This window comes from Flavobacterium chungangense LMG 26729, from assembly GCF_000735715.2.
GTDB lineage: Bacteria > Bacteroidota > Bacteroidia > Flavobacteriales > Flavobacteriaceae > Flavobacterium > Flavobacterium chungangense.
Genome location: NZ_JASY01000027.1, coordinates 20909 through 45832 on the forward strand (window position 1 = coordinate 20909; position 24924 = coordinate 45832).

General features: G+C 35.7%; 13 protein-coding genes. 2 read left to right on the top strand and 11 right to left on the bottom strand.

Annotated elements, in window-relative coordinates; translation table 11 throughout:
• Positions 1–2: 2 nt before the first annotated feature.
• From JE46_RS22620 to JE46_RS22650, 7 genes are all read right to left on the bottom strand, one after another.
• On the bottom strand, positions 3–1190 hold the full coding sequence (locus tag JE46_RS22620) for a phosphoglycerate kinase (protein ID WP_031457569.1): 1188 nt from the start codon (positions 1188–1190) through the stop codon (positions 3–5).
• A 248-nt stretch (positions 1191–1438) separates the two neighbouring features.
• A complete protein-coding gene (locus tag JE46_RS22625) occupies positions 1439–1942 on the bottom strand; it encodes a hypothetical protein (RefSeq protein ID WP_051872993.1) in 504 nt (167 codons plus the stop codon).
• 19 nt (positions 1943–1961) lie between these two features.
• The gene (locus tag JE46_RS22630; RefSeq protein WP_031457571.1) at positions 1962–2654 is read right to left on the bottom strand and encodes a pirin family protein; all 693 of its coding nucleotides are present in this window, start codon (positions 2652–2654) and stop codon (positions 1962–1964) included.
• 12 nt (positions 2655–2666) lie between these two features.
• Positions 2667–3422, bottom strand: a complete 756-nt coding sequence (locus JE46_RS22635) for a dioxygenase family protein (protein ID WP_031457572.1) — start codon at positions 3420–3422, stop codon at positions 2667–2669.
• Positions 3423–3675: 253 nt separating this feature from the next.
• Complete coding sequence (locus tag JE46_RS22640; RefSeq protein ID WP_031457573.1) at positions 3676–5889, bottom strand: TonB-dependent receptor; 2214 nt, start codon at positions 5887–5889, stop codon at positions 3676–3678.
• Positions 5890–5920: 31 nt separating this feature from the next.
• Positions 5921–7273, bottom strand: a complete 1353-nt coding sequence (locus JE46_RS22645; protein WP_031457574.1) for a HupE/UreJ family protein — start codon at positions 7271–7273, stop codon at positions 5921–5923.
• Positions 7274–7293: 20 nt separating this feature from the next.
• Positions 7294–8688 (bottom strand): DUF3500 domain-containing protein, encoded by a 1395-nt coding sequence (locus JE46_RS22650; RefSeq protein ID WP_031457575.1) that lies wholly within the window; start codon positions 8686–8688, stop codon positions 7294–7296.
• Between the two features lie 216 nt (positions 8689–8904).
• Between JE46_RS22650 and JE46_RS22655 the strand changes: the two genes are divergently transcribed.
• Together JE46_RS22655 and JE46_RS22660 are read left to right on the top strand one after the other, a co-directional pair.
• Positions 8905–9957: a sensor histidine kinase gene (locus JE46_RS22655; RefSeq protein ID WP_051872994.1), complete on the top strand. Its 1053-nt coding sequence runs from the start codon at positions 8905–8907 to the stop codon at positions 9955–9957.
• Positions 9954–10637 (top strand): LytR/AlgR family response regulator transcription factor, encoded by a 684-nt coding sequence (locus JE46_RS22660; protein WP_031457577.1) that lies wholly within the window; start codon positions 9954–9956, stop codon positions 10635–10637. Before JE46_RS22655 ends, JE46_RS22660 begins: the two co-directional genes overlap by 4 nt.
• Before the next feature lie 85 nt (positions 10638–10722).
• Here JE46_RS22660 and JE46_RS22665 read toward each other — a convergent pair whose 3' ends face one another.
• The 4 genes from JE46_RS22665 to JE46_RS22680 form a co-directional block, all read right to left on the bottom strand.
• Entirely contained in the window at positions 10723–11415 is a 693-nt protein-coding gene (locus JE46_RS22665) for a LytR/AlgR family response regulator transcription factor (protein ID WP_031457578.1), read from the bottom strand.
• A complete protein-coding gene (locus tag JE46_RS22670; protein WP_031457579.1) occupies positions 11412–12515 on the bottom strand; it encodes a sensor histidine kinase in 1104 nt (367 codons plus the stop codon). Before JE46_RS22670 ends, JE46_RS22665 begins: the two co-directional genes overlap by 4 nt.
• 159 nt (positions 12516–12674) lie before the next feature.
• Entirely contained in the window at positions 12675–13649 is a 975-nt protein-coding gene (locus tag JE46_RS22675) for a PorP/SprF family type IX secretion system membrane protein (protein WP_031457580.1), read from the bottom strand.
• 43 nt (positions 13650–13692) lie between these two features.
• Positions 13693–24843: a T9SS type B sorting domain-containing protein gene (locus JE46_RS22680; protein WP_209445168.1), complete on the bottom strand. Its 11151-nt coding sequence runs from the start codon at positions 24841–24843 to the stop codon at positions 13693–13695.
• Positions 24844–24924: the final 81 nt, after the last annotated feature.

Genomic DNA, 24924 nt, shown 5'->3' on the forward strand with positions numbered 1-24924 from the left:
TTTTAGTCTAAAATAGCAGCGATACCAGGTAAAATTCTTCCTTCTAACATCTCCAGCATAGCTCCTCCACCTGTAGATACATAACTCATTTTATCTTCAAAACCGAATTGTTTTACTGCTGCTACAGAATCACCTCCGCCAACAAGTGAAAAAGCACCATTTGCAGTTGACTCAGCAATATAGTCCCCTAAAGCAATAGTTCCTTTTGAGAAAGTTTCCATTTCAAAAACACCAAGAGGGCCATTCCATAAAATCGTTTTCGATTCTAAAATTACTTTTTTGAAGTTTTCCAAAGATTTAGGACCTGCATCCAGACCTTGCCATCCATCAGGAATTGCCGTTACATCTACAACCTGAGTATTGGCTGTATTTGAAAAATCATCAGCAGCAATTACATCAACCGGAATGTGAATCTGAACTCCTTTTTCTTTAGCTAGTCTTAAAATTTCAAGTGCTAAATCCTGTTTGTCATCTTCACAGATAGATTCTCCAATTTTTCCGCCTTGCGCTTTCACGAAGGTAAAAGTCATACCACCACCAATAATCATGTGGTCAACTTTATCCAGGATATTTTCGATAACAGTTATTTTAGAAGAAACTTTAGAACCTCCTAAAACTGCAACTACAGGTTTTTTACTGTTATTCAATACTTTATTTAAACTATCAATTTCTTTTGCTAATAATGTTCCGAAGCATTTTTCAGTTGGGAAAAATTGTGCAATAATAGTTGTCGAAGCGTGCGCTCTGTGAGCCGTTCCAAAAGCATCATTTACATAAATATCTCCTAGTGAGGCTAATTCTTTTGCAAAAGCAACATCTCCTGCTTCTTCTTCAGCATGAAAACGCAGATTTTCAAGTAATAAAACTTCTCCCGGTTTTAAGTTTTTAGCAGCAGTCTGAGCTGGCTCACCCACACAGTTTTCAGCAAACTGAACATTTACTCCTAAAATTTCAGAAGCCGTTTTTAAAATATGCTTTAATGAATATTTTTCTTCAGCTCCTTTTGGTCTTCCTAAGTGAGACATTAAAATTACGCTTCCGCCCTGAGCCAATATAGCATCAATAGTTGGTTTTGCAGCTTCAATACGTGTTGCATCTGTTACATTGAAGTTTTCATCCAAAGGCACATTAAAATCTACACGGATAATTGCTTTTTTATTTTTAAAATCGAAATCGTTTAGAGTTTTCATTTGATAATTATTTTATGGTTTTTTTGAAAGAAAAACAAATATAGAACTTTTAGGGTTCTTATAAATTCGGATAAACTAAAAAACCGATAATTTAAAGAACGAAATCGTTATAATTTCACAAATAAATTTCTTTATTAAATATTAAACACAAATTTACAAGACGAATAATCAGTCAAAAGACAAAAAAAGCCTTTTCTAACAAAGTATTAAGTTAGAAAAGGCGAAAAATAATAATGGTTTTTGTTTAATTATTCCTGCTGAATATAACAGACTGACAAATGGGGCTGTACGGGAAACATAATGGTTTCGTATTCGTTTGTGTTTTCGGTGTTTTTAGAAACGACATAGTTACCTTCTATAATTCCGAAATAAGTTAATAATGGTGAATAAAATGTAATTCCGATTTTATGCTTCGAATGATCTGTAATATCAGTATTGACAATATCGAGCTGATAATTGACAAAAGGAAAATACTGATTACCCAGTACATCTGAAACCCTGTGAAAATTTCCTTTTAATTGTTGCACATACCCGTCTGCCGCAATTCCAACCAAAAAATGCAGCTGAGAGGCCTTTTCATTTTCAGACAATAATTCCCTGAAGGTATTTTTAAGATTTCCTGCCGAATTGAATTGCTGGCTTTGCATTTTATATTCCTTAAAAGTATCTTCAAAAACATATTTATCCCAGATTATTGTAGAAGAACTATCAATAATTACGCGATAGGCCAGTCTTATTTTTGATATTTTCATAAGTTTTTATTTGGTCATCTTATTTTAAAGCAACTTCAAATACCAATAAAACAGCATTTTCTGACAATGCTTCCCATTCAATCATTTCTGTTTTTTCCATACTTAAGCCGTCTTTTGGTTCTAAAAGTCTATCTTCGACTTCAAAAGCACCATTAACAATATATACGAAAATACCGTTTTTAGGATTTTTTAAAGTATAAAAGCCTTTCTTTCTTCCGTCAAATATGCCAATACTACCAATTACTTTATCTATTTCAAATAATTGAATTAATTTGTTTCTGACCGTAAAATTGATTTCAGATTTCTGGAAATAATTTTTAAAATATCGCGTATCCATTTCAAAATGAATGGTAAGAAAACTTACGTTTTCATATTCATAAGGATTAAAAATTTCTACGGTTATTTCTTCCTCTACACCTATTACACTAATTTGCTCAACTCTTAAGAATTCAGCATTACCAAAATTGTCTTTATATTCTATACCGCCAAATAAGGGCAAAATAATCACATTCGTATTCGCTTTTATTACTCTGGAAATACAATGTTGGGGAGCAAGTATTTCTTCGTTTAAAATTTGTAACGAACCAAATGGTAATCTGGACAACTCCTGATACTGATCAAAATTAAAAGTGGCAAAACAATTGTATTTTTCTGATTTGAAAATACCTCTTGTTTCTGACTTATAAATCTGAGCTGGAATTTGCTTAATCATTTTTTAGATTTTTTAACTGGCAACATTTATAGTATGTTTTAATACAAAGCCTTCTGCGATACTACCTGTAACTGTTGCCAGCTCGTTTGCCACAGAATCAGAAAACACATTATCAGATGCATTATAAGTGTAACCGGATAAACCTTTTGTATATCCATTCGCGCTTGATGCATTTACCAAAGCAACAGCACTTCCCGAACCTTCTGGGAATGCAATTTGAGTCACCAGTAGCGAGGTTCCGCTAGCATTGTAAATATGAACATGAATATGTGTGGCACGGCTCGTGTACCAACCCGGAAAAATAGAAGTAAAAGTTACTAAACCGTTATCATCTGTAGTTTGTCTTCCTCTTAGAAAATGGTATGTTGTATAATTGACAGACTGCATTGAAGTTCCACCATACTCAGAATAATATCCATCTTTGTCACAATGCCAAATATCTACAATAGCACCTTTTAAAGCAGCACAACTGGCTTTTGTGTTTTTTATAGTGATATTAATCGTAAAAGCGACGCCTGTTCTGTCCATAACAATATTTGATTTTACCAAAGACGATGGAGAAATGGTAGGAAATGGACCAGCCGTTTCTGAAGAAGTAACCGAACAATCTGCTGAAGAGCCAGAGTTAGCACCAGTATCAGTAGCTGTTTCTGTATCGGTTGAGGATTCTGAAGAATCATCGTCTTTGCTACATGCGTTTAAAATTGGAATAGCCAAAGAGCCTATTCCTACTAAACCCAGACCTCTTAAAAAATCTTTTCTTTTCATAATAACACCATTTACAGTTTATGGTTGTAAAAATATTTAAACTTATAATGAACTTAAAATTTATGAGGTAATGACAGGTTTTTATGAGGTAAAATTGTTAAAATAAAATTTATTCCTTTTAAAATTTAAAACTTTTTATATCTATTTCGCAAATGAATGAGGGTTGATGGGCTATTAAAAATTGCCCTGAATTTCTCCAGTTTAATTACTGTTTCGATATTGTCACTAAAAAAGGTGCAATGATTTCATAGAATTAAAATTTGTAATTTATTCCAACTTTCAGGAAAAAAGGAGTTCCGGAAGTAAAATGAATTTCTTCTACACTTGCATTTTCATTTTTTAATCTGGATTCTGTGACAAACTGTGTTTCATTCCATTCCGAATTGAATATATTTTCAATCGTGATACCAAAAGCTATTCTTTTGAAAGTATAGTTTATATTGAAATCTGAGATAAAATATCCTCTTGCAACAATCGAATTGTCTTCGTTGGCTGGTCTGTATTTCATATATCGGTAGCGTAAACCGCCTGAAAAGTTTTTCCAGTTTTGAAAACTTAATCCACCAGTCGAAGTAAAATCCGGAGCCAGCGGAATGTAATCTTGTCCTTTGGCATCATCAATGCTTCGTGCATATGTGTAATTGGCATCCAGATTAAAAAAGAAATAATCACTTAATTGATAGCGAACGCCCAAATCTAAACCTGACCTTCGTGTTTTACCGCTTGGTTCTACAACTCCTGCATCGCCTACATATACAAACTCCTGCTGTAAATACAAATACCATAAAGCTGAATTAATAATTAACCTTGGAAACGGTTTCCAAATCGTACCTAAATCTGTCCCGATTGCTGTTGGCAAAATTTCTTTTCCATTATTTGCTATGACAACTCTGGCATCATTCGAGTGAAACCCCATTCCTGTTTTGAGATAAAATTGTAAATCATTATTTTGTGAATAAATAAAATTTAGTTTTGGTGATACTTTTGCCTGACTTTCCGTCTGTGTTTTGTAATTAGCTACCAGCTTATCCTGGTACCCGAATTTAAAATAATCCAAACGAACAGCAGGATTAATCAGCCATTTACCCAAACGAATCTCTGAATTTAAATACGTGAATATATTTGACTCATCTATGTCACCTAATTTGATTTGCTCTAAAGTGGTGCTTCTGTTCAATGTATGTGACAATTCCGTATTGGTTGTAGCATCGTTTCTCACACCAAATCCCAGTTGAAATAATAAATCAACGGATTCTTTATGAATGTTTTTATTCAACTCTACATTGATTCCGTAAAGATTCCTATCTTCTTTTTGCTTAATCTGATCACCATTTACAGGATCTTCCAGGAAAAAAGTAAAGTTTGAAAACAATTCGAATTTATAATTTGAATAAAAGGTATTGGCTTTCAAAAAAGTATTCTCATCAATTGGTTTAAACAAAGAAACATTAAAATTAGATCTTGACGTTGACCCGCCTTCGGTATCATCTACTGCTCCAAATCTCGAAATCGTTCCGGCATCCACCAATCGCTGCGGTACTTGCCCGGAAGCATCCCACTTACTGGTAAAACGTGAAGCTGTAACTGAAAAGCGGCTATTGTCTTCTAAAACGAAAGAATATTTTCCAAATAAGTTGATTCGGTTAAAATTTTGGGGTGAGTCAAATGGTCCGTCAGTAAGAATGTATTCTGTACCAATGTAAGCGCTTTCTTTTTTATTATTTCCCAAAAGATCAAACAAACCCACAGTTCTAAAAGTATTAAATTGCCCTACTTCTACTTTAATACTACTAAAATCGAGTTTTTCTTTTGTTCCAAAATCAACGTATCCGGCCGTAGCAAAATCACCTTTGTTTGCATAATATGTTCCTTTGCCAAAATCTATTTTCTCAACCGTTTCCGGGATAACAAAATGCAAATCGGCATACCCTTGTCCATGTGCATGAGAAACCATATTTACAGGCATTCCATCCACATTAATTGCGATATCAGTACCGTGATCGACATCAAAACCCCGTAAAAACATTTGTTCAGCTTTACCTCCGCCGGCATGCTGCCCAATAAATAATCCCGGGACTTTGCGCAAAATTTCCTGTGAAGAATTCACAGGGGTAGTTTCCAGATCAATTTTTGAAATGACATTAATTGCAGCTATTTTAGACTGGATAATCACTTCTTCCAGTTTAAAACCATCACTTTCCATCACAATACTAATTTCAGAATCGGTAATTGTATAAGTCCTTTTTTTGTACCCTAATGCAATTACATTCAGTACATCCCCAATATTGGATTTATCAATATTAAAAACCCCTGTTTCATTAGTATGCGAATGCGTATTTGATTTTGGATTAGTAATGGTCACGTTTTCTATTGGTTTTCCGCTTTCATCAATAACAATTCCTTTTTGAGTCTGGCTGAAAGTGGTTAAACTAAATAATAGCGTTAAGATTAATGTATATTCTTTCATTATTCAAATTAATTGGTTTTTTAAGAACGATTTAGGAAATGGTATATTGGTTTATATGTTTTTTACGTTTGATCCGGTAGTTTCCTCCAAAAATAATTAAGGAAAAAAGTGCTAATATAAAAATTCCCCAAGGGGCATATTCATTATTACTTTGTATTAAAATTGATATCTTATTTGGTTTTCCTAAAACCCGTTCCAAAATCCAGGCCAGGGAAGCAATTCCGGCTAACAGCGCCCATACAATTCTAACCCATTTATATACCGGAGTCTGACTCAATAGAATTAACCAGGGAATTATGAGAAGAACTACAAACAGCTGCATAATTTCTATACCAATGTTAAAGCCCAAAATGCTTAAAACCATAACACTTGCATCTAAATTTAAAACAGAAAGTACTGTAGCAAAAGCTAACCCGTGTACCAGTCCAAAACCAACTGCCACATAAACTTCTTTGTTTGGAAAAATAGGATAGATAGCATGTATTGCAGAAATTAAAATAGAAACAGCTATTAAAATCTCAACAGGTTTCACAGGCAGATTAATCCAGCCTGATGCGCCAATTAAAAGTGTAATGGAGTGTCCAATTGTAAAAGCAGTGACAATTTTCAACAAACGCATGATGCTATATTTAGTTCCTCCAAAATTTCCCCATCGTTTCCGATTTATTACCAGTGGGGCCGGTAATAATAAGACAAGCAGAAATAATAAATGATCGGTACCTTCACGTATATGTTCCATTCCCAAGAAAAACATTCCTTTGAAACCCGTCCACCAATTACCGCCTTTTTCTAAATTTACTTCTAATGGATAAATGAGTGTTGATCGGGTGTCTACTCTTATAACACCAACTTTTACAGGTTCTTTGTTTGTTTTTCCTAATTCCCAATCACTACGAATAGAAACCAAAGCACTATGAGTAACCAATTGATGCATAATTACATCATAGTCAAAAATGAATTTTCGGGTACTTTCTCCTGCCGGGGGAATAAGAACAAGCTGTACTGTAATTTCCTGATATGGTCCGCTCATGGTTTGTTCTGCTTTTCCAACAGTCATATTGGTTACTTCAACCAACCAGGGCTTGTCTTTAATTGTCATTGGATGAATGTGGGCCAATAAATATTCTTTGAGCTGTGATCCAAATTTTTCAATTAAATGCTCAGGATCTTTTGTGATTTCATGCCCGAAAGCAAGTTCTAATTCCCCAAGAGGCAATTGGATCTCTACAGAAACCGTTTTAGGATTTACATCTAATAATACAATAGTGCTTGGTGTTTGATGTGCAAATATTGCTTGAGAAGTGCAGCACATTGCCAATGTTAAAAAGAAAAACAACCTCCATCCCAAAGGATTTCGGTTGTTTAAAATTAGTTTATGAATCATAGTTTCAATGATTTATTATTTTACAATCCGATATAATCTCGGGTATGATCTCTAAAAACAGTATGATAATGAATTCCTGATAGCACTACTCCACTTTGGCATATAAATTCTATCCAAACACTTGGCCCATCAATCCTTACATAGTCAGTGTTTGCTGTTAGAAAACTACTCGCATTTCCTGAAACACCACTGCTGTTACTCGCGTAGGTTACATAAGTGTTAGCTAATTCATTAGTATATGTAGTCGTAAATGAAGCCGCTGATGTTGCATCTACATCATTAATCCAAGGTAACATTGCCGCTAAAACTTTTGCCTGAGCAGCTGTACTTAGTTCACTTACCTTAATACCTAATTTTGTAGATGGAAAAGTATTTGTTGTAGAACCAGGTACCATTAAACAATCAGAAAAGGTTGAAGAAATTTTCGCAGTTGCCAATTCAGCAGTTGTAAAGGAAGCCAGCATATTTGCCATTGCAGCTTGTTCTGATGCTAATGGGCTTGAATATGTTGTGCCGCTATAAGTAAAGGAACCTGCAGGCTCAACCGCTTCGTGCATAGGTGTAATACTTGTTACAGCTCCTGCATCATAGGTAATGTTTTGAGCATAATGATGTCCTCCAAATTGTAACATCCATTTTCCGGTTGTACTTGGTGTGCCTAAAAATGCAATTACATAATTTCCTGACGAATATCCGGATGCCGTTGTTCCTAAATAATCATCTGCCGCTCTAATTGTACTAAACTCATCGTAGCCTTCACCAGAATTGGTACCAGATGCTGCTTTAATTAATGCTAATGCAGCTGTTTGCTGAGCAGAAGTAAGACTGCTAAATAATAACCCATTTCTACAGGATAAGCCGCAAGGCAAATTAGACCATCTTTTGGCATTGGAAAGATTTAGTGTAAGTACCACTGATGTTTGCTGTGTTGTAGTTAATGTAGCCAAAAAAGTATTGGCTAAACAAACTACTTTTGTAACTCCTGTTGCTGTAGAACAATCTACCGAAGTAGCAGAATTTACCGTCAAAGTAATGGTTACAGTTTGTCCTCCAAATGTAATTACAAAACTGGCAGTTCCTGATGATGCAGGCGTTCCTGTAATAGTATATGTTAGGCTGCCAGCACCGTTTGCAAGTGTTCCTGCCGTTAAAGTAGCGGTTAATCCGGTGACACCTGTTGAGGCAATAGCTGTTCCTGCTGAATAAGACGCTCCGTTACCGCCTGTGTAAGGAAGTGTAGCTGTTCCTGTATAAGCAACATTAATAGTAGCGGTTGAAGAAAAAACAGCCGATCCGCTTACAAGAGTTGTAACCGAGGCGGAACTAGAAGAATCATCATCACTTTTGCTGCAGGCAAATACAATTGCTAAAAGGAAAGCAATAACTCCTAATAAAATTAATTTTGTTTTTTTCATAGTAATTTATAGGTTTTAAAGGTTTATTGGAACTTCAAACTTCAAAATTAAATGATTATTTCAGAGGGATCCTTTTTTGTGGTCAACGGTACTTTTGTAGTGGTAAGTAAATGAAAATCATCGCCTTTTCTCTTTATAATAGCATACACAACTACATTTTCCAATTTCACCACATTTTTTTTGCTGCTATTTAATATTGTATAATTTTACATCATTATGCAAAAGAAACTAAAATCATATCTGTTTTTAATTATAGGAAGTTTAGTCTTCCTGTTTCTTCCTCTATTTTTTTCTCCTCGTCCTCCTGAAGAAGAAAATTATTTGTTTACAAAAGCTACTCAACGAGATTTTTTAGCCAATTTGTTAATGCTTCTTTTCTTTTTTCTGAATTTTTATGTTTTGATTGAAACACTTTATATAAAAAAGAAATATGTTTTGTATGGTTTTATTATTATCATTTGCTTATTGATTGTTTGTATTGTGCCATCTATTATTACAGGTCATAATCCTTTTACTCCACATAATGAATTCCTTTCTGAAATCCATACACCTGACAGGGATTTTATGCCTAAAAAACGTCCAAACGGATTCTTTTTTCTCGAAGAAATCAGACATCATATTTTTCTATTTACAGCCGTAATTTTTTCTTCTGCGTTTCTTAGGGAAAAAGTTCGGAACAAAATCATTGAAAACGAGAAATTACAAGCAGAACTTTCCCATCTTAAAACACAAATTCACCCTCATTTTTTATTCAACACTTTGAATAGTATTTATGCCTTGTCTATCAAGAAAGATGACAAAACTGCTGAAACAATTGTAAAATTATCGGAGTTCATGCGTTATTTGCTTAAAGATTCCAATCAGGATGAAGTACTTTTAGAAAAAGAGATTACCTATATTGACAATTATATTGATTTACAAAAATCAAGATTGCGAAATGCGGTCGATTTGGAATATAAAAGCAACGGCGATTTTTCGAAGTACAAAATTGCGCCATTATTATTATTTCCGTTTATAGAAAATGCTTTTAAATATGGCGTAAATCCAGATGAAAATTCAGTTATAAAAATAGTAATTGAAGTATCTGAAAACCACTTAAACATGGCGGTTTTTAACCACAAAGTAAGCATTATAAATATAGAATCTTCAAAAATCGGCCTTCAAAATACATACGACAGATTACAGTTGTATTATCCAAAAAAGCATACTTTAAAAATTGAAGAAAATGAACATTTTTACACGGTAAATCTAAGAATAGAATTAACATGATAACAGCAATTGCATTAGACGATGAATTACCGGCACTGGAAGTTTTAGAAGCTTTTTGCAATCAAAGCAAAGAAGTGAATTTAGTAAAATTCTTTACAAAAACACAAGATGCACGGTTTTATCTGGAAGAGTATCCGGTAGATTTACTTTTTTTGGACATCAATATGCCTTCTGTTTCCGGAATTGATTTTTACAAGTCAATATCACAGCAAACAATGGTAATATTCACAACGGCCTATTCAGAATATGCAGCGGAAAGCTATGAATTGAATGCTGTAGATTATTTAATGAAACCATTTAGTTATGACCGTTTTTTGAAAGCTGTTGATAAAGTAAAAAAGCTAAATCAAATTCAAAAAGGTGATAAACAAAATTATATTCTTTTCCGTGTTGATTATGGTTTGACCAAAGTGTTGCTGTCGGATATTTTATACATCGAGGGACTGGATAATTATTTAAAAGTACATATCAAAAATCAAAAGACTTTAGTTGTAAGAATGACAATGAAATCCTTATTGGAAAAATTACCCACAACTGATTTTTGCAGAGTACATCGTTCCTATATAATTTCAATTGCAAATATGCAATCGTATCGCAATAAAATCATCTACATAAACGATAAAGAAATCCCTTTGGGAACAAGCTACGAAGCTAATTTTTTACAAATTCTGAATAATTAAAAAGATAAAAAACTCTATTTAGCTAAAAATTAAATGGTGTTGAAGAAAATTAAAGGCCTATAACTTTATAGACCGGATACCAGACTCAGCTTTTATTATTAAACAACGCAAAAAATGCTGTTTCGTAACTTGCACTTACAGGAATTTCTTCTTCCTTAATGTATATGGTTTTGTTTCTAACTTTTTCTATTTTAGAAACAGGAACAATGAAAGAGCGATGTACACGAATGAATTCTGGTGAAGGAAGTTTTTCTATCAGTTTTTTTAAAGTCATTCTGGCCACAACAGTTTTTTGATTCTGAATATGAATTTTAATATAATCGTCTAATCCTTCTATGAACAAAATATCTGTAAAAAGTATTCTTATCAAACTATAATCCGCACGAATAAAAAGATATTGTTGCTCTAAACTCTGATTTTGAGTTTTCCATTGTTGAAAAGCTTTTTCGACAGCTTGTTGAAATCGGGAGAGCGAAATGGGTTTTAAAAGATAATCCGTTGCGTTCAATGTAAAACCATCAACTGCATATTCAGAATAGGCCGTTGTGAATATTACCATTGTTCTATGTGGCATTTTTTTATAAAAATCCAATCCTGAAATGGATGGCATATCAATATCTAAAAACAACAAGTCGACAGGATATTTTCTGAGATATTTAAAAGCTTCCTCAGATTTAGTAAAGGTTTTTTGCAAATCTATATACGCAATATCAGAACATAAATTTTGTAAAATCTCTAATGCCAAAGGCTCATCATCTAATGCTATTGTTTTGATCATCCTACTTTTATGGATAAATTTACGATGTATTTGTCTATAGCATCTTCAATTTTAAGCTGATGCCTGTCTGGGTATAATAATGCTAATCTTTCAATTGTATTTTGCAGTCCAATTCCGGTTTCTGACTTAACCGAAAATGTTTTTCTATTAGATACGAACAAAGTCAATTCTTCATCAAAAATATCAATATAAATACAAATTACAGAAGTTTGATCGGGATTTACACCATGCTTAAAAGCATTTTCTATGAAAGAAATCAAAATAAGCGGCGTAATTGCTTTACCATAAGAATTTCCGTTTACTTTATAATCAACATTCACAGTTTGACCCAATCGTGTTTTTTGAAGTGAAACAAAATTATTAATATAATTGATCTCTTTGTTTAAATCTATTACCTGATCGTTCGCATTAGTAATGATATAACGCATTAGTTCGGATAATTGTATGACTGCATCAGGCGTTTTATCATCTTTTTTTAAAGCAAGAGCATAAATACTATTTAACGTATTAAACAAAAAATGCGGATTAATTTGTGCTTTTAAAAAAGCCAGTTCAGATTTCATTTTTTCTCTTTCTACATTTTGTAGTCTGTTGGAAATAGCAAACAATAAACTTGAAATTACCCCCAGCAAATAAACCAAAGCAGTATGTCCATATTGAGTTGGAGGTCCGCCCATCGTATCAAAAGGCATTGGTTTTGGTGGCATATCCTGAAAATGTGGAGGCGGCTTTAGTCCTCTTTCAAAAGGATGCGGATGATTTAAAAAGGGTTGCGGATGGTTTCCAAAATCTAAAAAATTATGATCCGGATGATCTAAGAATCTTGAAATCCAAAGAAAAAACAAAAGAAAACAAGCAATGATTATAAAATATAAAAATTGCTTGTTTAAAAAATAATATTTTGGAATTAAATAATAGTAGTTGAAATAAAAAAAGCAGAGTAAACTAAAATAGATAAAGAGATAAATACGATCATGATTATTGGAATACAAATTAGGCAATGAAAAGGCACTATTTACTGACGTAAAGGCATACGGCAAAAATAAAAAAGCAAGGCACAAAAATATATGCTTCGCGTAAAATGAAAATTTTGCTTTCATAAAATTAAATTTAACATCCCTTTTGACAGACAAAATGATATTAGTCAAATTTAACGCTATTACTATTCTATTTCAAATTATTGGGGTAAAAACACATAAATGTTGCGACTTGCTTATACTATCCAGTTTAATTAGCTCTTAAAATTTCTTTAGAACGAATTAATCATGAACAGGACTATCCGTACAAGGACAGCTACTTAATGCCTGAAGGAAATCAAATCCTAAGGTTACTACGTGTGTTCCTGAATTGTAATTTCCAAAATCATTAAACATAAACTGATAAGAATATGCAAAATAGAATTTAGATTTCATAAAACCTCCCATTGGTCCTAATGATAAGGGCTTTGGAAACTGGTCATTTAACATACGATAAGAAACCCCAACCCAATAATAATCTTCGTATCGATTGTAACGCCTGTACTTGAAGTTGATATCGGTAGAAGAACGCTTATCACTAGCAAAATACTGATAAAATACTGATGGTTCATATTCGATACGATTATTTTCGGCATCTCTAAATGTAAAGCCAGTATATACCTGATAATTAGACAGCAAATCTGGTTCTACACCTCTAAATTTGTCTGTATTTTTCTTTAAAACGTTATTCGCATTAAAACTCAAATAAAAGTTTTTATTACGGTATAGAGCACTAATGTCAAAGTTATTATTTGACGTATAACGGTTATTGGTAATTGAAGGATCTAAAACAGGGTGTTCAATATCAGTATCAAATTCATCTGTATCAATCCTAAAACTATTAAAGTTATACGAAATACCAAAAGACATGTACTGTTTAGAATAATAGTCTAGAATGATGTGGTGGGCAAACGAAACCTTGGCACCTGTTTGTCTGGTGTAGCCATTTTTATCGTTGTAAACTGAAATACCTACGCCTGAACGATCAAGAAGCCTAAAATCAATATAGGCAGACTGGTTGTCCGGAGCGTCTTTAATTCCCACCCATTGTGTCAATCCATTAATCCTGATTCTAACATTATCACCAATACCGGCATAGGCAGGTGAAATTACAAAAGGGTTATCAGCCAAATATTGCGTAAACACTGGTAGGTTTAACTCTTGGCTGTAACCTGATGTTACAGCCAAGAGTACTAAGGATACTATTATTTTTTTCATTCTAATAATTTTTTTAGATAACATCATAGGGGCTATTATTTTGTTATCTGTATAAAGTGAAGTGTCCGACAAACTCTCTATCATCTTTCTTGTCATTTAGTTTAAGAACATACCAGTAATCACCTGTTGGTAACTCCTCGCCATTGTATTTACCGTTCCATTTTTGACCGTAACGATATTTTGCAATCTCACGACCGTATCTGTCGAAGATAGAGAACTCAAGGTTGTTGTAAATATTAGTACAACCAGGACCCCATTCGTCATAAAGACCATCACCGTTTGGAGTGAAGTAATTCGGAATACAAACATCAACATAAGTCATAGGTACTATTAATGTTGCTGTACAGCCATTTTGATCTCTAACTATCACTTCATAATCTCCAGATTTGTAGATTTTGTATTTGTTAGAAGATGTAAAATCCTCACCATTGAAACTATACATATAAGGTTGAGATCCACCTGCTGCTGTAACAGAAATTACATTCATTTCAGGTTGTCCAGCAGATAATGCCAAGGTCAATGGAGCAACAGCCTTAATTACGAATTCCTCTGTTGATACTTCACAACCATCTTTATGTCTCGCCTTTACAATATATTTTCCTGGAGCAAGATTCGTAAAAATGTTGCTTGTCTGATATGTCAATCCGTCGAGAGAATAATCAATATCGGCCAGACTTGTATTACTTTCATCAACAGTAATTGTTACTGAATTAGCAGCTGCATTATTGACACAGTCGTAATTTACTATCGCTTTTGGATCAAGTACTACACCCTCTGGCACATCAACATCAAGTCTCTCTACACATACTGAATTTTTACCATCTTTAATATAAACGATGTGATTACCTCCTGCTATACCTGTAAAAGTATATTGTACTCCGGTAACATTATCATAAGTGCCATCTATAACAACAAAAGGACCATCTTTATTATCTAAACTAAAACTATATGGAGCTATCGCACCTTTTATTTCAATTTTGAATGCACCATCTTTATCTCCTTTACATCCTTCAGGTACTATTTGATCAATAATTGCTACTTGTAAAGCTGTTGGCTCAGTAATTTCAATCTCTTGAGGAAGATAATAACAGCCTGATTCATCAAGAGCAATTATCTGATACTTACCTGGTTTTAAATTATCAAATACGTTACTGCTAAAGAACTGATCTAAATCAGGAGAAATTGCATACATAATTTTCCCAGTTCCACCTGTAGCATTAATTACAATTTTACCATCATTAGTACCATTACATGTAACGTTTGTAACTTCTGGTGTATATAATAATGGATTGATCGGTTCTTCGATATCACCTGCTACTTCAGAGGTATCACAATCTTCGCTATCTACACGAACAACATAGTTCACACCTACTGGAAGATCAGTAAAGTTACCATTTGATTGAGGCCCCTTAAATGGAGTTCCATTTCTAAATAAAGTATAAACATAGTTTCCTAAACCACCAGTCGCTGTCGCAACAATAACACCAGTTTCATCACCTTTACAATTAACAACAGCATTCCTTACATCCAAATGAATATTAAGATCTTCTATAGGTAAAACTTCAATACCACTTGAAACAAATCCAACACAATTATTCGCATCTCTCACATAATACTGATATTTACCTGGAGCTACATTAGGTATAACAGCAGGAATTGCAGCTGTGAATGAACCTAGTATTGTTCCAAAGTTAGGATCAGCACTATAAGTATACGATCCTGTTCCTCCTGTAGCACTTAAAGTTAAGCTTGCCTGAGTTTTACAAGTTGGGTCATATGATTGACGCAAATCTGCCGTTACAATTGTTGGTTCGTTAATAGTAATACTACCTGAAACTTCACTACAACTAAATCCGTCAGTTACCGTAACACTATAAGTACCCGCTCCTAAACCAGTAAAGATTGGTAAAGGTTGTGGTCCTGAAGAAATTGTTTCAGTCGGTGATATTATTGTATTCAAAGTGTATAAATAGTTACTTTCCTGACCACCTGTTGCCACTACAGTAATTGTAGCACTTCTGTCACCATTACAAAGCAACATAGTTGCACTTGGAGTAACATTTATCAAAATTGGTTCTGGATTTTTTAAAACTACAGGAGTACTTACAGGACAACCTTTTGTATCTCTGACACTTACAGTATATGTTTCAGCTGTTAAATTAGAGAATTCATAAGTTGCAGACCAGTCAGAAATAACAACATTAGCACTATTTACCAATTTGTACTCATATCCGCCAGCCCATCCGCCAGTTGCAGTTGCTACAATTCTTCCGTCATTATTACCAGAGATACAAGTAATAGCACTATGATCCTCTGTAATTTTCAATTCTGCATCAGGCTGTCCAATTGTGAATGTAGTAGACACTGGACAGAATGGACTATTGATTAATGTTGCTGTAACAATGTAGTCACCTGCTGTTAAACCAGATAAAGTCAATGGTCCAGCCGTTGCAGAAGTTCCTGAACTTGTTACAGGTCCTGTAACTGTGTAAGTAAAGGTTCCTGCTTCATCAGGATTACCAATATTATCAATTAAGGTAATACTTGCTGTTCCGCTATTTGAACCATAACAAACAACATCTGTTTTAACAGCTTTTAAGTCGAAAGTATTTGGCTCGTTTACATAATGAGGTAACTGAATACTACATTGTGTTGCCGGATTAAATGCTGTAATAATATATTGTCCAACCGGTAAGCCTGTAAAGTTACCTCTTGTGTTAGAAGCGAATGTAATTGCTCCGCTCACATCTGTCAATGTATATTGAACACCTGCTATCGCTGTTCCTGCAGCATCAAGCGCTGTAGCTGTAATACTTTCAGGATTAGTACATGTAATTGCAGTTTTTACAACATTTATTTTATCTAATTTAATGTATGGATTAATTGTTATAGGATTAGCATAAGTAGCCATACAACGATTACTATCATAAACATTTACTGTGTAACTTCCACCAGATAAATCATATTCAGTGTAAGTATTTGAAGTTCCTGTTTGAACCTGAGTACCGTTTTTAATGAATTCATAAGTATACGTACCTGAACCTCCTGTTACCTGATCAACTGTAAGCGTTGTGGAATTAGATAAGTTCGTTCCTGTATTACAAACAAATTGAGAAAAATCAACATTGTTTACTACAATAGGACCTGGTTCACCTACAGTAACTGGAAGAGTTTTTTCACATCCTCTTTCTGATCTTACTGTCACTGTATAATTCCCTCCAGCTAATCCTGTGAATACAGGTGAGTCTTGTGGAGTAGCTCCATTCAAACTATAGGTGTATTTTGGATTATCGTTTATACCATCTGCAGGAGTATCCATACTTGCTGTAATAGTACCATCGCTAACACCGTTACAAGTAACAGGTGTTTGTTCTAATTTAAATCCTGTAATTTGAGTAGCAGGTTTTAATTCTATAGAAGCAGACTTTTCACAATTAGTATTAATATCACGAACATAAATTGTATGTGTACCCGAAGTCACTCCTGTAAATGGTGCAACTGCACCATAAAGACCATTATCTATTTTGTATTCAAAATTTCCTGAACCTCCTGTAGTTGCAACAGCGACAACACCATCACCATCTATACAAGAAGGAGAAGCTGTTACTGTTGGCGTAAGGATTAATGGTTCCATAATAGTAACCTGAGTAACAGCTGAAGAACAACCATTACCATCTTTTACCGTTACATTGTATAAACCAGGAGTATTAACTGTAATAACATTGTTTGAATCAAAACTAACACCGTCTATACTGTACAACAATGCTGTACTGAATCCGGTTGCTGTTACTGTAATTTCATAAGTGCCTGTTAAACTTGGACATTGTGTAGCTACTGCGCTTGCAATAGTTGGATTGGTATCCGGAATTATAGTCAGAGCATTATTTGCATCACAATTATTACTGTCTAATACATAGACAATCCAGTTTACATCAACACCATTATTGGTATCTACAACCAACTGATTATTAGTCACGAAACTTGTTGGAACCGGATCACCAGCTTTTGCTACAGCATATCTGTAAGGTGCAGTTCCTCCGTTTGCAGTTACTGTAATAGTCGCATTATCTTCATTACAATTAATATTTGTTGCAATTGAAGTTGAACTTAAAGCAGCTGCCGGTTCGTTAATTGTTATAGCAACTGGTTTTGTACATCCTGATATACCATCAGTAACAGTAAGAGTATAATTACCCTTCGGTAAATCAGTATAACGAATGACATCACCATTTTGAGTCATTGTTCCCACATTAGGAGATAAAGCAAATGTATAATTACCAGCTGTAATATAGTTTGATACTGTGAAATCTACAGTACCTGTAGTACCTCCATTACAATAAACGTCATTAATTAATTGAGCTGTTACAAATATTTTATCAGCTTCTTCAACAACAATTGTCTTAGTAATGCTACAACCGTTGGCACTTGTCACTTTAATAACATAAACCTCAGGAGATAAGTTAGTAAAACTATTTGTTGTACTTGGAGCAGTAACTGCTGAAGCTGGTGAAATAATTTCGTAAGTATAAGGTGCTATTCCTCCTGAAACTGAATTCACTGTTACTGTCGCAACAGTACCTGCTGTATTACAATAAATAGGAGTAGCTGATAAATCCATACCGGTCAACGGCAAATATCTATTTACCGTAGTGCTTGCGTTAACAATACAGCCATTGGCATCCTTAACAGAGTAAGCAATAATCTGGTCTGTACCGTTATCCGCTACAACCAAAGTATTAACTGAACTATAAACACCAGATCCGTTAAAACTATAAGTATATGGTGCTGTACCTGTACCCACAGTAGCCGTTACCGTAACAACGGCCGGTTGTGCAACATTACCCGAATTACAGCCAAATGGTGTAACTGAAGATGTAGCTGCCAATACTGAAGGCTCGGTGATCGTTACCGGAACTGCCGCTGAAGCACATCCTTTGGCATCCGTTACAACTACTGAATAAGTAGTGCCTGCAATCAATCCCGTATAGATTCCTGTAGTATCACCTGTTGCATTAGCTCCTGTTCCGCTAAGAACATAAGTGTAAGGTGCAACTCCGTTTGATGGCGTTACTGTGATTGTTCCATTATTCTCTCCGTTACAGATTACTGCCGTTGGAACTGCATTAGCTGTTGGCGTTGCAGGGGTAGTTACAACTGCTGCGTTTGTTGTTACTGAACAAACTGCCGCATTGCTGTCTGTAATGACAAAAGTATAGCTGCCTGCTGCAGAAACTGAAGCTGTAAAGCCTGTTGCTGTTGGCGTTGCTAATCCTGAAGGAACTCCGTCTACATACATTTGATAAGTATATGGTGCAACTCCATCTGTAATAACAACATCAATAGTCGCATTAACTGATCCTGCACAATACAAGTCTTTGGTCAATGTAGCTGTTGCCAACAATTGTTTTTCGATGGTATAGTTTACAAATGCCTCACAGCCATTATCATCCTTAATTCCTAAGGTATAAGTACCCGGTGATGTAAAGGTAGCTGTTGATGTAGCTATAGCCGATCCGTTTACTGTGTATGATTTAACACCGTTATAGGTCGTAGTCAAGGCATCTAAGTCAACTGTCAGGGCTGAACCTGCATAACACTGCGGTGCGGCCGGATTAATAGCCGGAGCAGCATTGTTTGTGATGATAACATTCTCCATATGGATACAGCCGTTAGCATCTTTTACATAAACATCCCATGACAGATCTGCCAGGTTGGTATCTACTGAAAGTACTGAATTAGTACTGTAAGCTGATGCAACAGGAGCTGATGCACCACCGTTTACAACTGCATAAGTATAAGAGCCTGTTCCACCTGTTACTGCGCTAACTGTGATATTAGAAATATCCTGTGAACAGAAAACTTTGGTTCCAACTGCTGTGAAAGCAATAGGATTCGGTTCTGTTATAGTAACAGCGGCACTCTCTGAACAATGAGTCGTATTGTCCTGTACTGTTACTGTATAAGTACCTGCTGATAATCCTGTTAATGTAATAACATCACCAGCTTGTGAAATCTGTGCTGCTGCAACTGCCGGAGAAGTTACAACACTATAATTACCAGTAGCACTGAATCCTGTAACTGTAAACTGCGCTGAACCGTTATTGGTAGTACCGTCTGCAGCATTACATGAAATATCTGTAAGCATAACTCCTGCAATAGCAATTGGGGTTACCGGAACAATTGTATAATTTCTTTCAATTGAACAGCCATTAGCATCGGTCACCTTGAATAAATAAGTATCCGGAGCCAAGCCGGTAAACAATGGATTAGTTCCATTATCAACACTGATTGGTGAAATGATCTCATATTTTGCCATAGGCACATATCCGCCAGCTACTGTCAGAGTAATATCGGCAACATTGGTCGGACAAACAGGCGCTGTAGTCACAGCAAATGTAATACCGGTCAACGGCAAATATCTATTTACCGTAGTGCTTGCGTTAACAATACAGCCATTGGCATCCTTAACAGAGTAAGCAATAATCTGGTCTGTACCGTTATCCGCTACAACCAAAGTATTAACTGAACTATAAACACCAGATCCGTTAAAACTATAAGTATATGGTGCTGTACCTGTACCCACAGTAGCCGTTACCGTAACAACGGCCGGTTGTGCAACATTACCCGAATTACAGCCAAATGGTGTAACTGAAGATGTAGCTGCCAATACTGAAGGCTCGGTGATGGTAATTGGAGTTTTTGGATAAAGACATGATTTTGCATCTTTAACCGTAATAGTATAAGTTGTTCCAGCTGCTAATCCTGTGAAGACATTAGAAGCTTGGAAAGCTCCCGCATCCAATCGATATTCGTAAGGACCTACTCCTGAAGTTACATTCACAGTAATAGTACCATCGGCAACTCCATTACAACTTACATTTGTTTCTGTTGTAGTAAATACCGTTGGTGTAATCGGGTCTAAATCAAAACTTGTTGTCGTTTGACATACTGTTGCATTATTAGCATCTGTAACTCTAAACACATAATTTCCTGCTGTCGCAGCTAAGTATGGATTAGAAGCCAATACGAATCCACCACTATTGAATGATACTTCATAAGTATAATTAGCAGCAGGTGTTGTATTTCCTCCTGTAGTCGTTAAAGTTATTTCTGCTTCTGGGCTTGGTGTACAATCTAATTCTTTAGTCAGTGAAGCAGATAAGTTTAACTTAGGATATACTTCAAAATCAACATCATCCGTACATCCGTTTCCATCTTTAATAACTAAATTATAAGTCCCTGAGGCATTAAATGTAAAACTTGGTGAACTTTGGAAAGCACTTCCGTTAACACTATAAGTAGCTCCCCCTACTAAGTCAGGATCAACTGTTCCTGAAAAAGTAATGGTAAAAGGTGTTCCATCATAACAAACCAAAGTTGCTGGCGGAGTAACTATAGGTGCATCATCTGCATCTAATGTTACAGCTGCAGTTTTAATACAACCATAAGCATCTTTTGCGTAAACAATATAATTTCCTGTTACACTTGTTGCAAAAGTTGTATTTCCAGTCCAACCTACTGTACTTGCTGTTGGTGCTGTAGCTGATGCTAACAAATATTGATAGGTATAAGGTGCTGTACCATCTTTTGCCTGAGCAGCAATAACACCGTCTTCATTACAATTTACATTTTTAATTTTTGAAGCTGCAACTGATAAATCAATAGCAGATTCTGTAATTTCAAATGGCGCTGAAGCAACACTACAACCTGCATTTGTTGCACCTGCATCTTCAGTAATTAACACAAAGTAATTACCGAATGGCAATGTTCCAAAATTATTTACAGCCAATGATCCACTAGCCGGAATAATTGTACTAACTAATCCACCAACCGGTGTAACATTTTGTGAATTGTAAATTTGGTATGTAACTGGTGTAGCTACTCCATAAGTATGATTCATTGTGAATGTTACATTTCCGTTTGCTGATCCTTTACAAGTAATATTATTTTCTGTTAAAGGAGTAACCGTAATTGTTGAATTTGTTCCAATTGGAAATTGTGATGTTTCAAAATAATAACATCCTGTTCCTGTACCTCCATGAGTTGCATCTGCATCATATACTACAAAAGTATAAGTAACACCTGCAATCAAATTATTAAATGTAGTTTTTTTACTACCAACTGCATCTTCTGCCAACCATACACCTGATGGATATGAAGGAACAGATCCTGTATATAAACTGAAATAAAATGGTCCGTTACCAATGGTACTTGTCGGAGAAGAACTTACAGCTACAAGTGCAGACCCAGTTCCCGAACAAACTACCGGAGATGGTGAAACAGTAATATCTAAATCATCTGGTGGTGATGCAACCAAAATGTTTTGGTGCAGGCTCTGACAACCATTTGCATCAGTAACAATTAATTCATACAATCCAAAATTAACGATATCAAATACTTGTGATGTACCTGGCTGATTTGTGAACTTCTGATTGTAGCCATTCACTCCCGTAACATGATAAGTAAAATTTGGAGTTCCACCGGTTACTCCATTTACGATAATTCTTCCTAATGAAACCCCTCCGGCGCCACAAGTAATAGGATCAACATCAAAATCAACCACAATAAGATTTGGTTCAACAATTGTAATGTCTTCAGTATCCGTACATCCTCTAGCATCAGTTAGTGTAATTGTATAAACACCAGCAGACAAACCTGAAGTTTGTGTACCGTAATCAACTCCCGTTGTATTATTTCTTATATTGAATATGAAAGGAGCTAGACCTTTCGTATTATCTATTGCAATTGCAATTGCTGCAGTATCATCTCCATTACAATTAATAGATTGTATTTGAGTAACTCCAATGTTTCCTGGTAAAGCAATATCATCAATTACAGGATTAACCGTTGGAGTAACAATAATTGCAGTTGTTGTTGAAGCCGAACATGTATTAGAATCCGTAACTGTAAAAATATAGTTTCCTGGTGTACTTGTTGTAAATACATTTCCTGCAAAAGTCCCAGTATTAGGAGAACTTGTATAAGTAAACGGTCCTGCACCACCTGTTGGGGTTAACGTAATTTGTGCAGCAGTTGGTGCTGGATTACAAGTAATATCTTTATTTAAAACAGCACTTAGAGTTAATTGTGGAGCCACAATAACAGGGTTACTATCTATCGTACATCCATTAGCATCTTTTACACGAATAGTATATGTACCTATCGATGTTATTGTAAAGACATTAGATGTCTGATAAGAACCTCCTCCATTAATACTGTAAGATAAAGTTCCTGTTCCTCCTGTTGCTGATGCAGTGATAGTGTATCCTCCCGGAGTACCCAAACAACCAGCTCCAATAGCAGTAACTGCTGTTGGAGCATTATCTGTTGTAATAGCAACATCTACTTTAAATGTACAGCCGTTAGTATCTTTTACCCAAACATCCCAGTTGGCATTTGTAGTCGGGTTTAAGTCCGCACTATTGCTGGCAACATAATCTGTAGCCAATGCCGCAACTCCATCCTGTTTGTAAGCATACGTATAACCCGGTGTGCCTCCTGTAGCCGTTACTGTAACCTTAGAGGTAGCAACATTACAATTGGCATTTACCGCTGAAGCAGTAGCTCCTAATAAACTTGGCTGGGTAATAGTGATAGATGTAGATGCTGTACATCCTGTAGTCTCATCTGTGAAAACAACATCATAAGTACCTACACCAAGGTTTGGTAAGGTAAACGAAGCTCCACTCTGAGCCGTAACGGCAGGATTTGTGTTGACTCTATAACTGTAAGTAGTAGTAAACTGGCTTACATCGTAGCGGATAGAACCTGTAGAACCTCCATTACAATATACATCGTTCAACTTGGTAGCAATCGCTGCAATTGGGGTAACAACAGGAACTGTATGAGAACCTGTAGTGTAACAGCCGCTTGCATCGGTCACTTTAAAACTATAAGTAACTCCTCCAGACAATCCGCTGAAAATACCCGTATTGTTTGAAGTAACTGAAGCTGCCGGTGCCGTAATTGCATATGTAAACGTAGTACCAACTCCTGTACCTGCTGCCTTGGCAACAGTAACGGTACTGGTAGTACGAGAAGCTGGCGTACAGTAAATATCAGTATGGGTAATACCTGAAATTACTGGTGGATTTAATCTGTTGATAACAACAGATCCTGTGAAAGTACAGCCATTGTTGTCTTTTACTATATAGTCTATAGTCTGGTCTGTTCCATTATCGGAAACCGTGAAAGTTCTCGTACCTGTAAAAGCACTTCCCTCAAAACTATATGTATATGGAGCAGTTCCTGTAGTTGGTACTGCAACAGAAACAACTGCGGACTGCTTAACATTTGTAGCATTACAGCTAAAAGCTGTCGCTGATGCTGTAGTAGTCAAGGCTGTTGGCTGGGTAATGGTTACATTTACCAGACCTGTACAACCCTTGCTGTCCTTAACATAAAAAGTGTAAGAACCTGCAGCCAATCCTGCAAAGGTAGCCGTTGTCGTAAATCCGCTTGTAGCATTATTGCTGTAAGTATAGCCGCCTGAACCGCCAGCTCCTGTTAAGGTAACTGAACCATTGGCTGCTCCTCCGTTACAGCTCACATTTACCTGTGTAGCGGTAACTGTAGGATCTGAAATCGCATTTACTGTAGCAGTAGTGGTAACTGTACACCCTGGAGTATTAGAATCTGTAACTCTAAAAGTATAAGTACCTGCTGTAGCTGTCGTATAGACATTACTTGCCATTGCTGTGTAGGTAGAACCTCCATTGGCAGAAACTTCATACGTATAGGCTGTTCTGCCTCCTGATACCGTAACGGTAATTTGTGCCTGAGGCGTGGTCGCTGAACAGCTAAGCTCTCTGGTTACGGCTGCATTTGCTGTCAACTGTGGATAAACTGTAAGGGCTGCTGATGGAACGATACATCCATTGGCATCCTTAACATGAACCGTATAGGTACCAGCCGAAACCGTAAAGGTAGCACCTGACTGGAATGTTCCCGTAGCACCGCCAATACTATAACTCAATGGAGCCAAACCTGTACCTGAGGCTACAATCTGGAAAGTACTGCCTGAGCCTGTACATTGGTTACTTACTGAGGCTGTTACTGTTGGTGTGTTGTCTGTTGCAATAGCAACATCTACTTTAAATGTACAGCCGTTAGTATCTTTTACCCAAACATCCCAGTTGGCATTTGTAGTCGGGTTTAAGTCCGCACTATTGCTGGCAACATAATCTGTAGCCAATGCCGCAACTCCATCCTGTTTGTAAGCATACGTATAACCCGGTGTGCCTCCTGTAGCCGTTACTGTAACCTTAGAGGTAGC

Excerpts from the sequence above, each read along its gene's own strand:
- JE46_RS22620 (WP_031457569.1), bottom strand. The coding sequence starts at position 1,190 with ATGAAAACTCTAAACGATTTCGATTTTAAAAATAAAAAAGCAATTATC.
- JE46_RS22625 (WP_051872993.1), bottom strand. The coding sequence starts at position 1,942 with ATGAAAATATCAAAAATAAGACTGGCCTATCGCGTAATTATTGATAGT.
- JE46_RS22630 (WP_031457571.1), bottom strand. The coding sequence starts at position 2,654 with ATGATTAAGCAAATTCCAGCTCAGATTTATAAGTCAGAAACAAGAGGT.
- JE46_RS22635 (WP_031457572.1), bottom strand. The coding sequence starts at position 3,422 with ATGAAAAGAAAAGATTTTTTAAGAGGTCTGGGTTTAGTAGGAATAGGC.
- JE46_RS22640 (WP_031457573.1), bottom strand. The coding sequence starts at position 5,889 with ATGAAAGAATATACATTAATCTTAACGCTATTATTTAGTTTAACCACT.
- JE46_RS22645 (WP_031457574.1), bottom strand. The coding sequence starts at position 7,273 with ATGATTCATAAACTAATTTTAAACAACCGAAATCCTTTGGGATGGAGG.
- JE46_RS22650 (WP_031457575.1), bottom strand. The coding sequence starts at position 8,688 with ATGAAAAAAACAAAATTAATTTTATTAGGAGTTATTGCTTTCCTTTTA.
- JE46_RS22655 (WP_051872994.1), top strand. The coding sequence starts at position 8,905 with ATGCAAAAGAAACTAAAATCATATCTGTTTTTAATTATAGGAAGTTTA.
- JE46_RS22660 (WP_031457577.1), top strand. The coding sequence starts at position 9,954 with ATGATAACAGCAATTGCATTAGACGATGAATTACCGGCACTGGAAGTT.
- JE46_RS22665 (WP_031457578.1), bottom strand. The coding sequence starts at position 11,415 with ATGATCAAAACAATAGCATTAGATGATGAGCCTTTGGCATTAGAGATT.
- JE46_RS22670 (WP_031457579.1), bottom strand. The coding sequence starts at position 12,515 with ATGAAAGCAAAATTTTCATTTTACGCGAAGCATATATTTTTGTGCCTT.
- JE46_RS22675 (WP_031457580.1), bottom strand. The coding sequence starts at position 13,649 with ATGAAAAAAATAATAGTATCCTTAGTACTCTTGGCTGTAACATCAGGT.